At 41.7% G+C, this 12710-nt stretch carries 11 protein-coding genes; 6 read left to right on the top strand and 5 right to left on the bottom strand.

Annotation, left to right across the window (positions count from 1 at the left end; genetic code table 11):
- Nucleotides 1–288: 288 nt before the first annotated feature.
- From QUD05_RS02430 to QUD05_RS02410, 5 genes are all read left to right on the top strand, one after another.
- Nucleotides 289–1539, top strand: coding sequence for an MFS transporter (locus tag QUD05_RS02430; protein WP_289794607.1), 1251 nt, complete (start codon nucleotides 289–291; stop codon nucleotides 1537–1539).
- A gap of 9 nt (nucleotides 1540–1548) precedes the next feature.
- Nucleotides 1549–2187: a plasmid pRiA4b ORF-3 family protein gene (locus QUD05_RS02425; RefSeq protein WP_289794606.1), complete on the top strand. Its 639-nt coding sequence runs from the start codon at nucleotides 1549–1551 to the stop codon at nucleotides 2185–2187.
- Nucleotides 2184–3602, top strand: coding sequence for an ISKra4 family transposase (locus QUD05_RS02420; RefSeq protein ID WP_289794605.1), 1419 nt, complete (start codon nucleotides 2184–2186; stop codon nucleotides 3600–3602). The genes QUD05_RS02425 and QUD05_RS02420 overlap by 4 nt, the downstream gene beginning before the upstream one ends.
- Nucleotides 3603–3753: 151 nt before the next feature.
- A complete protein-coding gene (locus QUD05_RS02415; RefSeq protein WP_289794604.1) occupies nucleotides 3754–4386 on the top strand; it encodes a tyrosine-type recombinase/integrase in 633 nt (210 codons plus the stop codon).
- A gap of 12 nt (nucleotides 4387–4398) precedes the next feature.
- Nucleotides 4399–4629, top strand: coding sequence for a hypothetical protein (locus QUD05_RS02410; protein WP_289794603.1), 231 nt, complete (start codon nucleotides 4399–4401; stop codon nucleotides 4627–4629).
- A gap of 240 nt (nucleotides 4630–4869) precedes the next feature.
- On the opposite strand, the gene QUD05_RS02405 is transcribed toward QUD05_RS02410, so the two are convergent.
- Both QUD05_RS02405 and QUD05_RS02400 read right to left on the bottom strand, forming a co-directional pair.
- A complete protein-coding gene (locus tag QUD05_RS02405) occupies nucleotides 4870–7095 on the bottom strand; it encodes a hypothetical protein (protein ID WP_289794602.1) in 2226 nt (741 codons plus the stop codon).
- A 558-nt stretch (nucleotides 7096–7653) separates the two neighbouring features.
- Nucleotides 7654–8838 carry a ParB N-terminal domain-containing protein gene (locus QUD05_RS02400; RefSeq protein WP_289794601.1) on the bottom strand — a complete coding sequence of 395 codons (1185 nt, stop codon included), beginning with the start codon at nucleotides 8836–8838 and terminating at the stop codon, nucleotides 7654–7656.
- 521 nt (nucleotides 8839–9359) lie between these two features.
- Between QUD05_RS02400 and QUD05_RS02395 the strand changes: the two genes are divergently transcribed.
- A complete protein-coding gene (locus QUD05_RS02395) occupies nucleotides 9360–9815 on the top strand; it encodes a helix-turn-helix domain-containing protein (protein ID WP_289794600.1) in 456 nt (151 codons plus the stop codon).
- A gap of 82 nt (nucleotides 9816–9897) precedes the next feature.
- Here the strand turns inward: QUD05_RS02395 and QUD05_RS02390 are convergent, their stop codons facing one another.
- The 3 genes from QUD05_RS02390 to QUD05_RS02380 all read right to left on the bottom strand — a co-directional run bounded on the left by QUD05_RS02390 (nucleotide 9898) and on the right by QUD05_RS02380 (nucleotide 12699).
- Nucleotides 9898–10404 (bottom strand): hypothetical protein, encoded by a 507-nt coding sequence (locus QUD05_RS02390; RefSeq protein ID WP_289794599.1) that lies wholly within the window; start codon nucleotides 10402–10404, stop codon nucleotides 9898–9900.
- Between the two features lie 270 nt (nucleotides 10405–10674).
- Nucleotides 10675–11940 carry a hypothetical protein gene (locus QUD05_RS02385; RefSeq protein WP_289794598.1) on the bottom strand — a complete coding sequence of 422 codons (1266 nt, stop codon included), beginning with the start codon at nucleotides 11938–11940 and terminating at the stop codon, nucleotides 10675–10677.
- Between the two features lie 270 nt (nucleotides 11941–12210).
- The gene (locus tag QUD05_RS02380) at nucleotides 12211–12699 is read right to left on the bottom strand and encodes an ATP-binding protein (protein WP_289794597.1); all 489 of its coding nucleotides are present in this window, start codon (nucleotides 12697–12699) and stop codon (nucleotides 12211–12213) included.
- Between the last annotated feature and the right edge of the window lie 11 nt (nucleotides 12700–12710).

The raw sequence follows: 12710 nt of genomic DNA, 5'->3' as shown, positions 1-12710 counted from the left end.
GATAAACGGGTGCAAAGTTTGCCGACGCAATTGAGAATTCTGGATGTCAAAGAAAGCTAGTTTCTCAGTTTTAAATGGCAAAGTACCAAAAGCAGTTTTTGAGCAATGATGGTTGCTACAGGAACATCACAGCTATAACTAATAAACACTACACTCCTTCAAGAAAACAGCAGAGTGATGAAAATGGTCTTGGCAAGGCAATTTTCTAGCTTTGAGAAATATGCCCCCTCCCCCCATTTCTGTTAAAATCTTGATATAAAAGACTTGTGTAACTATGCCCCCTGATAAATGAATACCTTGACATTTTTCCGCAGCTTGAGAAATCCGGTATTTGCAAGGCTGTACACTGCTCAGACCACTAGTTTATTGGGCGATGCACTTACTTGGGTGGGTTTAGCCCTTCTGGCCTTTGAGTTAGCTGGAAAAAATGCTGCGGTTGTGCTTTCAGTAGCTTTGACTCTGCGTGTCACTGCTTTTGTATTGCTGTCTCCCCTTGCAGGTGCGATCGCAGACCGACTCGACCGCAAGAAAATCATGGTTGTTACCCACATATTCAGAATGTTAATTGTGGGTATGTTGCCTTTTGTGACGCAGATTTGGCAAGTTTACGTATTAATATTTGCACTCAACGTCTTTAATGCTTTCTTCACCCCAACTTACCAAGCCACGATTCCATTAGTCACGAGTGAGAATGACTATGCAGGCGCGATTGCTCTTTCGGCTGCTACTTTTCAATTACTTGGTGTACTTGGCCCTGGTATCGCTGGGAGTGTCGCCGCCTTCATTGGTGCGAGACAAGTTTTCTTTTTGGATGCTCTCAGCTTTGCGATCGCGGCAGTCTTAATCTTCACCCTACCAGGTCGCCTCGTCGTTGCACAAAATCAACAGCCTTCCAGGACAACACGCCGAACATGGGGAGACATTAAAGACGGTACAACTCGCCTGCTTACAGATGCACCTATCCGTTACGCGCTAGGGATGCAGTTAGTCGCATCAATTGCCGGAGCGCAGATATTAGTAAATACTGTTGGCTATGTTCAAGGTACACTCAAATTGGGAGAAGTGCAGTATGGATGGGTGATGGCGGCTTTTGGGATTGGTGCAACCCTGTGTGCAGTTGCGGTTGGTACGTTCAATAGAAGTTTGCCACGTACAACGTTTGTTTTGATTGGTGCAATTTTGATCACATTGGCTTTGTTGCCCGCTAACTACGCAAATTTAGCACCACTGATGCTGTTATGGTTTGTGGCGGGTGCAGGGCAAAGTTTAGTAAACTTACCCACCCAGACATTAATTGCAGACCGCATCCGAGCTGGTGTACAAGGACGAGTTTATGGCGCACACTTTGCCTGGAGTCATCTTTGGTGGGCAATCTCCTACCCTCTTGTAGGTTGGTTGGGAAGTAACTTTGCTGAACGTGAGTTTCTTTACGGTAGTTTAATTGGCTTCATGCTGCTAGTAGTACAAATTACCCTCTCACCTCAGGAGCATGAAGGAGAGCGATTTTTTTCGGGGGAGATGGGACTGGCAATACGGTAAGATGACGCAATGTCAGATTCTGAGCAACTTGTCATCTACCAGCTTCATATTTTTATCCTGGGCATCAGCCCCATGATTTGGCGTAGAGTCAAAATCCGCAGCGACAGCACGATCGCCGATTTGCACTACATCATCCAGATAGTAATGGGATGGACTGATTCCCACTTACATCGTTTCATAATCCACGGTAAGCATTACGGGATTGCTCAAATTGGGGGAATGTGGTTTTCTGACGATCCTAAAGTTGTCAAACTATCAGATTTTGGCTGGCGAGGTAGAGAGCGTTTTTTATACGAATATGATTTCGGTGATAACTGGCAACATCAAATTAGAGTCGAAGCAATTCTCACTCCAGAATCAAATTGCTTTTATCCAGTGTGCATTAGTGGTAAACGCGCTTGCCCTCCAGAAGACTGTGGTGACTCGTGGGAGTTCATGGCACAAAAGCAGGAATACTCATTAAGATACATAGCTTCTCGGTGCAGTGAAATTCTGGAAGAAGGTGATATCCCTGGCAATATTGAAGAGATGTACGAACTACGCCAATGGTTAATGGTTAACCATTTTGACCACCAAAAAGTTAACCAACGTTTACAGCAATACGCGGCTGGGGATAAAGAGATGTTATTTGAACAGGAAATAGTGTGAAAGTCAAAATCCAAATAGTCGTGGAGTCAGATAATGGAGATTCCCAAGTTGTGCAAGAAATTATGCAGATTGAACGCGGTGCTTTACAGCCAGAAAACTTGGGACTAAAACTAGCGGAAGCCAAAACATTACTACAAAACCTCCAACACACCCTAGCCGAGCAACAAGTAGCAGAGTATTCTCAACAACAGGAGTTATGTTTGCACTGTACCAAGAAACTGTTGCATAAAGACAAACGTACAATTGTATACCGCACATTGTTTGGCAAGTTGCATCTCCAATCCCATCGACTATTTCACTGCCCGTGCCAGAAACAAGCAACCCGTAGCTTTAACCCAGTAGCCAACTTACTACCAGAACGCACTTCCAGAGAACTATTGTATCTGGAATCCAAGTTTGGGTCTTTGATGTCTTACGGACTCTCTGTGAAACTATTGCAGGAAGTACTACCAATAGAAGGTGAAATAAATACTACAGCAATACGGAATAACTTACACACAATTGGTCAACGCTTAGAAGACGAGTTGGGTGAAGAAAAAGGAGGATACATTAAAGGCTGTCCAAGAGATTGGGAAGAATTGCCCCGACCTGATTTACCCTTGGTGCTGGGAATGGATGGCGGATATGTTCGTTCCTACGACAAAAAATCGCTCTCTAAAGGTAACTTTGAAGTTATTGTGGGTAAGAGTATAAAAGCAGATGGTACATCTAAGCGGTTTGGGGGAGTTTATTGCTACGATACCAAACCCCAACGTCGGATCTTCGAGGTGTTGACTTCTCTTGGAATGCAGATGAATCAGCAGGTAACTTTCTTGTCAGACGGTGATGAGAAGATACGCGAACTACAGTTTTATCTCAATCCCAACGCAGAATATTTACTGGATTGGTTTCACATCACTATGCGGCTGACAGTGATGACTCAAACAGCAAAAGGACTTAGCAAAAAAGATACCGAATTAGATACAGACATACCCAAGGAGCTAGAACGGATTAAGTGGTATCTGTGGCATGGAAATGTGTTCAGAGCATTGCAACTGGTAAAAGACCTTGTGGACGACCTAGAAATCGTAATTTTTGATGGCAATAGCCCGCTAGAGGTAAAAAAACTGTTTAAAATGGTGCGGGAGTTTGAGAGCTATATTTCAAACAATGGGTCTTATATTCCCAATTATGGAGAACGTTGGCGAAACGGCGAAGCCATTGCTACTGGATTCGTGGAATCGACGGTTAATCAAGTCATTAGCAAGCGGTTTGTCAAAAAACAGCAGATGCGGTGGACTCCTAAAGGTGTTCATCTTCTGCTCCAGGTCAGAATTTTGCTTCTCAATGAAGAGTTAGAGAGCAAATTCCAGCAATGGTATCCTGGTTTTAGAGTAGATAGCAAGCCTTCCCAAGAAATACCTCATGTCGCTTAAATTCTCAGTATAAAAAGTAATTTAAATTACTTTTAAGTGACAATTCTCTGTAAAATGCTGGTCTGTTTTTATGTCTATGTGCAAATCCAACTTTAGAGCGTAAGTTGGTAAAATTAGCTCATATACCCCAAGGTTTTCAGGGGGTTGAGTTATGACAGCACAAACCGTCCAACCATCGAAAGTTGGTAAAACCGAAAAACAAGAGCGTCAATCGCCTAACTTTCGCAAATATTCCGAGGTCAGAACTAGGGAGTATTTGTTACCAGAAGAAGTCTCTGCAATGCGGTCAGCTATCAAAAAATTCAAGGGTCGCCACGCTCACCGAGATTCAACCCTAATTCTGTTGATCTACCGTCACGGATTGCGAGTGGCAGAGGTGGCATCTTTGCGATGGGAGCAAATAGATTGGAATGGTGGCACAATTTACGTGAAGCGAGTCAAAAAAGGAACACCCTCGGTTCAACCACTTTCCGGTTTGGAGATTCGCTCTCTCCGTCATCTGCAACGAGATTATCCTGCTAGTCCCTATATTTTCCAGTCTTCTCGACTTGGCCCGTTGGCACATGATACGATCGCCGGCATTGTTGAGCAGGCTGGTGAATTAGCTGGTTTGCCTTTCCCTATTCATGCTCATATGCTGCGGCATGGAACAGGTTATTATCTGGCGAATCGAGGGATTGATACCCGAACAATTCAGAGTTATTTGGGGCATAAAAATATTCAGCATACTGTTCGTTACACCGAACTTGCATCTACCAAGTTTCAGGGGCTTTGGGATGATTAATGTTTAAACCCCTTGATTAATTCTTGCCCATCTCCCCCGAAAAAAATCGCTCTCCATGAACACGAACATCTCCACTATCCTAGTGTGCATGAACATAAACACATCCACGATGAATACCATCAGCATAACCACGATGAGGGGATAGCTATAGGCGAACCTCACAACCATCTTCACGAACACACGATGATTATCTATCACAACCATCCTCACAAGAGAGATATTCACCATCGCCATAGTCACTAAATTGCTGTTACTACAACTGCACGAATTCGTATTAAAAGAAATGAGTACATATCAAAGAATGTCAAAAGGACTGGGAGAAACTACTCAGACTTAATAAATCAGTTGTAATAGAATTAAATGGCGGATATTTCTGTTTTCAAAATACTGTTAATACAGAATACATTCCATTGCGGCAAACTGTTTTCAATCCCATGTACCCGTATAGGCATCCAAATCACTCTCACCTGTGAAATTCAGCCATTACGTCTCACCTTCTTGAAACGCTAACTCCAACGAAAACGGTAGGCACCCAGGATTAGCAGCTGCCCACTCGTTGGCTTCTGCAATTAGGGTTTTGTTACCTGAATCGAGATAGAATTGCATTTTGGCACTCTGCTCCAGTCTTTCGCGTTCCCTGCCTCCTATCAAGCGTCGCGCAATTAGGCAATACTCTCTAGCTACACGTTTGGCGTGGGATGCTGCTTGGAGTCGCAACTTAGTCAGTTTCTTCAGTTCTGCCAAAGCGAGAGCGGCTGCTGAGTCGCCTGAAGGTGTACTTTGCTCGCTAACTTCGGCTTTTTGTGAGATTTCAGACGGCACAATTGCAGCTGTAGATGCAGTAAACAGAATACTGGCAGAATTGATCAATAAGTTTTTGTTATTGTAATTTTCAGCCGCGCTGGGGTTAGAAAGGTATTTAAAATCCTTATCTGAAGTACTTTGATTAACGTTTTCAGCTAATTGTATAATATTTGAAGAAACTGATGAATTATCAGAATTATTGGCACCTGAAGTTAAAGACAAATCTTCTGGTTGTAATAAATTCAATTCTTTGAAATTAGTATTAATTTCCTCAGATTCATCTTGTACCTGTGGTACAAACAATTCCCCTACAGACACAGCAACTTCTTCAAAACTTGCTACCGCCTGCTGCCCTGTAGGGGCATCGGCAGCAGGCGGTAAGCAATTACAAAAAACCTTCATATAGAAAAAATGACCGTAATTCCCGATTTGATAACGGTTTTCAGCACCTTGTTTTGCAAATGAGTTTTGAAAACTATTAAATTGCCCGTCATTGCTTGATTGATAAGGGTTTGAGCTATTTTCTGCCCACGGATCTAAGATGTAGCGCGTAGGATGCCACAAATGCAAATGTTTTTGTAGTGTCTCTTGTGAGATAGTTTTGTGAAAGCGGCGCTTGTACTCAGCACGTATCGCTTTTCCTCGTTCAGTAGGCCCTGCTGGTAAGCCTCTATCCCACTCTATTGCCCTTACTACTATCTGGATGCGTTGTTGGGCTTGTTGGCTGCGTTCCCAGTTCTGTTGCTTACGACGGTCAAATGGGATTACGTTGTCTTTGGGTTTATGGATGCTGCTAATGCCTGCGATGGCTTCTGCAAAGGTGTTGGCGAATGTACCCAACAACCTTTCGGGATAACTAATGTAGGCGCTGTACCATTTGTTGCTAATTGTGGATTCTACCCAATGCCGCACTCTAGCTTCGATTTCGTGTTGGTGTCGGCAATATTGGCTGTAGCCAGGGGCGTTAATTGCGGTAGTAAGGCAAAATTCGACTAATTTATCACTCTCTAAGTCTAAAAAGACGATTCCGTACCCTACGAAGATTTGTAGGAGGGTGTTTGTTTGTCCTTTTCCTGTCCAGCCTGTGCTGATGATTTCTTCCCAGTTGGCACGCCACTGTACAATGTTAGCAGATTCTTGCTTGTGATATCTCTCCCGTGAAATTTGTTTTTTGGCTTTGTTCGCTACCCGTTTGAGTTTGGTTAAATCTTGCCGACTTGCGGCGCGATCGCAATAGTCGAGGAAGATAGAAACTGAGTCGCTAATTGGTTGTAGGTCATCATTAAGTAAAAATGACCCGCTACCCGGTTGCATGGGGCAACGGATGGCTTTGTAGTTAGTTATTTGTTTGCCACTATATGGTTTGGTATTGGGGAAGATTTCTAGGTGTCCTTGACGCAGTATAAAGCCTGCACTTCTCAAGGTAATCTCTAGGGCGCAGGCTAGGGCAAAAGTGGGCAGGGAGGAAGCAAAGGTTAGGATCAGGTGATATCCGCCACTAAAGCTGGACTGGAGGATGATGATATCGACTATGCCGATGTCCTCTAACGCTGCTTTGATGCGATTTATGGATTCAATGTTATGGTAGTCGCCTTCTAAGTCTAAATCGATTGTGGCGTAACGAGTTGTGTCGTTAAAGCGCAGACCTACTAGTTTCGACTTGTCTTGGTGCAGGTTCCACAGTTGGGAGGGTTGGAGATAATAATCGATAGTGCGCCATGCTGGTTTTGCACCTTCTACTAAAGAAGGTGCAACTATCGCCCCAAATGGATGCCAAAAGCGTTCTACGTAGCGTTTGCCCACGGATTCGGCGGGCAGGTGGGGTTTGATTTTCTTTTTTGAAGGCTGTGAAAGACTTAATTGGGGCTTGTTCTCGACATCTGAAGAGAAATTTTCTTGGAACATGAGTGACTGTCCTGATGATTTTTGTGCATCAGGTAGCCTCGCTGTTGGTCAAAATGTGTTAGCCTAAATTTGAAATTTTTATGTTTAAGCGGTTGGTTATCCGCTTGTTGGAGACGACTGGTAATCGTCTCGTGGTTGAAAGCAAACAAAGGTTTATACTTGTTTAGGCTTAGACATACGTAAGCTTAGGCTAAGATTTAGTCCAACACGCTTCACCAACAACAATGCGACTACCCAACTTTTTTTTGGTAATTATTTAAATGAGGCAGTTCTAGCGAAGTTGTCACTAAATCGACAAAAGAGTTTTGGGATGACAATGCAAAGCTAGTAACACCCACAAGTGTCACCCCATATTGGCTCTTGTTAGTACAACTGGTGAAGATGAAATTACTCATACTCCACCACCGAGTTAAAAAACAAAAAACAGTCAAATATCTTTATAGGAGTTCAGCACTCAAAAAAGTTAACTTGTACTGTAATCAGTATTGAGATGCTAATCTAGTAAGTAATGTTAAATTGTGGGACAAATTATCTACTAAATTAGCAGCCCACAGCTACCTATGCAGCACGAATTTTATCCTTTTTTCTATTTGTAGATACTTCCATTCCTTTCATTTGGGTCTTATAATCCTCCCAAGTTTTTTCAAATACGTCAGACTCATACATCCGCAACAGAACCTCCTCTTTCTCAGTTAAATTTGGTAGTTTCAATAACTCCGCTAAAGACACCTGAACTGGGAAAACATCACTAAACTTTTGCATTAAGTGAAATATTCTCTTCCTTTGTGACGCAGATGGTTCATCCTGCAATTCTGCATCAATTTGTCGCGGACGTAGATTCACAATTTCTAAGCTCATATTCACTAAATTCCTCAATCCAAACACAACAAACTCATTAGTTATATCAATAACCCGTCCCACAATTTCCAATTCGGGCCGCAGTCTCTTTTTGAATTGATATACTTGGTCAAGCTGGAAACGCCGAAACGGATTGCGATCGCCATTCAGCATCCAAGCAATACCATCGCCTATACTACCTATCTCATCTGCTTCAATCAGGTCTATTACCTGGTAACAGATATCTTGATTGCAAACAAATTTGTACGCTGCATCAATACTTCGGTTAAACTCCATCTCCAGTGCAACAACTGCCTTAAATTTTTCCAGTTCTCGTAATTGAGAAATTAATTCAAAAACTTTCTTGCCCTTGTGATAACTACCAACACTTATATTTAGATTCTCCGAGACCTCCCGAATCACGGGTTTACCCTTCTTTAATTGAGACTTACTCTCATTTATCGAATGATTCAAATTTGAACACTTCGATTCATTCAAACGACGAGCACTCTCCCTTTGTCTTTCTTTCGCTTGGGGACGAAGTACGCTCTCCCAGTACTGCCCCTCGTGAAATTTCTGGTAATGAGTCTTCCCACCTTCCCGGTGGAGATTAAAGTCAAGCACTAGTTTCAAATCTTCTTCAGGCGAACCAGACTCAACAAATTCCACTTTCACAGAGGAAATTAAGAGCTTGCGAGCTATCTGCAAGCGACACTTACCTGCCAATACCACATTCACACCAGTACGTGCAGATACCTTTAAAGATTCAAGAATCCCTTTTTCCGAGATACTTTTTTCTAAAGCGGGACGTTCCTCATTCTCACCATATATTTCTATCAGCTTCGGATGAACAACCAACTCCGTAGGCGAAATATATACGATTGCCGGATTCTGCACAAGAGACATATTTATACTCCGGTTCACAAATTGTCAGTCAAAAGATAATTTTAAGAAGTGAAAATCCCAAAAATAAAGCAGGAAAAGCCTATACAGCAACATTTGCAGCGCTTCTATCTCTTGGGAAAATTGATTATTTTAAAAAATAATTAATTCTTGTAAATACCAAAAATTACCTACCAGAAGATTCTCTTTGAGAGATTTTCTCCCGCAGTAACTATTATTCTCAACCCATTGACAACTAATACAACTGAAGAGATATTTAAGGCACTGATATTGGCACAAAAAGCATCTATCCGAAGAAAGATTTGTAAAACTGTGTAAACTCATGATATGATGTCTCTAGATAACNNNATTGACAAAACAAAATTCCGTCCTGTCTTAGTAACAGGTGGGTTTGTTTTTTCTCAAAGCTCTGTTTGCACCAGGGCTTTGAGTGAATCTTTAGGAAAAATGGACTCTACAAAAAAAGTATATCAGGCTTCATTCCATTTGGCAAAATTGTACAGTAAAGAGGGGTAAATTTTTAGATGCCTCGTCTTCAAATACTAAATTCTATTGAAAAGCAAGCACTAGAGCACATAGCAGCGACCAGCAGCGATGAAGTTAGCAAAAGAGCGAAAATTCTGCTGGGACTAAACGAAGGCAAAAAATATGTAGCTTTAGCCCAAGAGATTGGCGTAACCGAAAACTCAATAGCAAAGTGGAAAAAAAGATGGACATCAAGTACCATCTTGTCAGAAACCCAGGAGGGGGCGATCGCAAAAGCTAACGAGGTTTTAGGTGTCAACGTCGGTAGACCTAAGAAGTGCAAAAGTACAGAGGCGAGCAAAATCGTTGAAATCAGCGAATGGAGCAAGAACCGAAAACCCAGTCGTTCAAAGCACCATTACCATACGCAGGTAGCTGAGGAAGCTACTCGGAGGGGATTACCGACATTATCGCCAAGAAGTATAGGACGCATCTTGGAAGCTCAACCTCAATAGAAAGAATTATCAAGCAAACACCATCCTATCTCAAGGAAGTAGTTTTGAAATCCCAGTTTTTACCGAGGCTTTTCATCAAACTCTAAGCAAGCATTTCCACAAACTCGACCACTTGAGCAGAAGTCACTTGTTGTGCGATCAGAAAGTCAACGAGTCCATCGAGTTTTTTACGGTTATAGACGGTAGAATAGCCTTGAATCTGGCGTTCCTTGCAGAACTGTCGCAGCTTCCGCGCACCTAAATCTAAAAGCTTCTTCCTCTCTTCGGTAACGTCTACTAGCACAAGTTGTCTGGCTTCATCCGTAAACCTAGTTTCAACAAGTGGCGGTGCAGTTTCAATAATCGAAGATTCTGGTTCAGAAAATTCTTTCTCATTAGAAACAGCACCAACAACAGTCAAATCCCCCTGAGTTTCCAAAACTGGCGACTCTTCAGAAATCACCGCAGCGCTATTACTAACTTGAAGTGATGCTGATTGAGCAGGGATAAAAATCACGTACAAGATTGGGAAGATAATCAAAAACAACTCGATTGGAAACAAAACATCGTTAACAGATTGCACAAAAGGTGATATTGCAAAAGCAGACATAATGTGATTCCTCCATGAATTACTGATGGGCGGCGTTGTAGCGGCTTGCCACCCAGTAGCGGGGGAAACCCCCGTACTGAGTGAAAGCTTTTACACCTATCCCATCTACCAGCAGGAGGAAGGAGGGTAAATTGCCTTTAAGCAATTAGACGAACCAAGTTTTCCAAAATTTGTAGCTGTTGAATTTTAGAAATTACCAATCCAAGATACAGAAATTGCAAAAATGCGATTTTTCCGACTTGCACCCGCAGCTTTTAGAAACTTCCTTATTCATCCCAGCACTCCAGATTTTTTACTCTTAAGGTAGTTGACGTAACTAACCAAGTTGTAGTTATATTTGAGTTCTTGAGGAACAAAAGTTGAGTAAGGATGCAGCGCTACACCATCACGGCGAAAGCGGTGACAAGGCGCATATATATCAAAAAAGATAGATATCTCATCACCATCAACCTCGATTTTAGCTATGCCCTTAAGTTCCTTCGTAAACTCCGAAACTCGCCCTGATGCTACGTAGTCAAAGACCACTATATTTCGAGTGCGGAAATACTGGATGTAGGAAAGAAGTCTCGCTTCCGTACCAAGCTCAAGCAGTCTATCAGAATGTTTCAGCAAGATACCGGAATAAGAAAAAGAAAACCTACGATTAGCGTATTCATCCCACAAAATAAGGTCGCCGTAAAACTTGCAAATATTCGCCTGATTGGACGATATTTCTCTATTTAAGCTTTCGACAACAGCATCATCTTCAAATGGAAACAATGCCTTACGTTCATCCCATTGCTTATCTGGACAGCAACCATCTTCAAACCATCCGTATGGATGAATGCCACAAACAATATTATTGGCACCATACAGTAACTTACACCCAGCACACACTTGCAAATAGCAAGAAGTAAATTCTTCGCTATTAACTGCATTAACATAGCGTCGGTGTATATCTAAATGTTCCTCTAAAGCTTCACAAGGTAAAGGCTTATATGAGGAAAAGGTTTGTCCAATTAATTTGTCTGGATCAATTTCATCACAGATTACTGTCAAGTCGTCAATGTGGTGAGAACGTAATTCCTCGTAAAGTACCAATTTCCGATACAGTTCTTCCTCAAATCTGCAAACAACCAAGCCCTTTAAATCAGAATACCCCTCAAAATTCATCACCGTGTAAGTGTAAATTGAAGGCAGACAATCAGATTTTTCAAAGCTCTCAGGTTTGGTTAATACAAGCGGTTTCGTGTCAGCTATTTTTGCAGTTTCTCTACTCGAATTAGTTTCCCCCAATTCTTCAACAACACTTAAGAAAGCACCGCCCAAGGAAGCAAAAATAATTCCGGTAAAGCCCAATACAATAGCACCAGTGCCGATAGAGGCAATTTGTTCAGAGCGTTCTTCCTCAACAATTGGAAATCCGCCCCTAGCTAAGTACAATAAACCCAAACCAGAAAAAGTTGCTATAGCGCCCAAACCAATAGCAGTCAAAGACACCATTCCAAAAGCAGCATTAAAGTTCCTCAAGCAATTAAACGCAAACTTCTTCAACATAATTCATCCCTCCAAAATGCAGGTTACAAGGTTTTTAATTACTCTTGCCCCGGCATGAATTGGGATTTGCTGAGAACTACACTACTAACCTACCCCTTACTCTATTAACAACTCCAAAACTATTTAATAGATATGTACTTGTTAATTTTCAGTCTCAGTAGTAGTTTCATTCCCAATGGTGATAGCAAGAGTCGAACTTGCTTTGTTGCTTAAAACAACACTCCACCCGGAGTAAAATATCACCAAAAACGATATTTACAAACAATATATCTACTGTCCAAAAGTCCAAGTATTAGTTTCGTTCAATTCCAATTTTTCAAAATAGTTAGCAAAATCTGGAAAATGGAAATATTCTAGCGGCATACGAGATATTAACAGTAAAGAAAAATTTTCTAGTTGAGCTAACTGTTGTAATCGGAATAAGTCGTGGCTAAAAGTATTGCTAACAAAATGCAATCTATCAAAATTATCTATCACCAGCAGCCTATTATAACCATCAGATAATTCGCTTATGATATTTTGCCAATCCTGCTGGTAGTAAAAACTGAAGCTAATAGGAATAGCGTTGAATAGATGATCCACACTAAAAGGATATTCAAGATTGAGGTAAACAGACTCTAAGTTAATATCCTTGAGTAAACAGTTTTTAACAGTAAGAGTCTTACCAATATTTGGCTTGCCCCATAGGTTAATATTCTTGCCTGCATTTACCCGATCGATTAACTGACGGTAGTCTTTATAACGTAACATTATCGTCATCCTTTAAATCC

Origin of the sequence: Nostoc sp. GT001, from assembly GCF_030382115.1 — a bacterium.
Classification (GTDB): domain Bacteria; phylum Cyanobacteriota; class Cyanobacteriia; order Cyanobacteriales; family Nostocaceae; genus Nostoc.
Note: the sequence above shows the minus strand (reverse complement) of the source record. Positions and strands in the feature narration are given on the sequence as shown.

What these genes read in the sequence shown, in the direction of transcription:
- QUD05_RS02430 (WP_289794607.1), top strand. Translation starts at nt 289, where the DNA reads ATGAATACCTTGACATTTTTCCGCAGCTTGAGAAATCCGGTATTTGCA.
- QUD05_RS02415 (WP_289794604.1), top strand. Translation starts at nt 3,754, where the DNA reads ATGACAGCACAAACCGTCCAACCATCGAAAGTTGGTAAAACCGAAAAA.
- QUD05_RS02400 (WP_289794601.1), bottom strand. Translation starts at nt 8,838, where the DNA reads ATGTCTCTTGTGCAGAATCCGGCAATCGTATATATTTCGCCTACGGAG.
- QUD05_RS02395 (WP_289794600.1), top strand. Translation starts at nt 9,360, where the DNA reads ATGCCTCGTCTTCAAATACTAAATTCTATTGAAAAGCAAGCACTAGAG.
- QUD05_RS02405 (WP_289794602.1), bottom strand. Translation starts at nt 7,095, where the DNA reads ATGTTCCAAGAAAATTTCTCTTCAGATGTCGAGAACAAGCCCCAATTA.
- QUD05_RS02425 (WP_289794606.1), top strand. Translation starts at nt 1,549, where the DNA reads ATGTCAGATTCTGAGCAACTTGTCATCTACCAGCTTCATATTTTTATC.
- QUD05_RS02390 (WP_289794599.1), bottom strand. Translation starts at nt 10,404, where the DNA reads ATGTCTGCTTTTGCAATATCACCTTTTGTGCAATCTGTTAACGATGTT.
- QUD05_RS02385 (WP_289794598.1), bottom strand. Translation starts at nt 11,940, where the DNA reads ATGTTGAAGAAGTTTGCGTTTAATTGCTTGAGGAACTTTAATGCTGCT.
- QUD05_RS02380 (WP_289794597.1), bottom strand. Translation starts at nt 12,699, where the DNA reads ATGACGATAATGTTACGTTATAAAGACTACCGTCAGTTAATCGATCGG.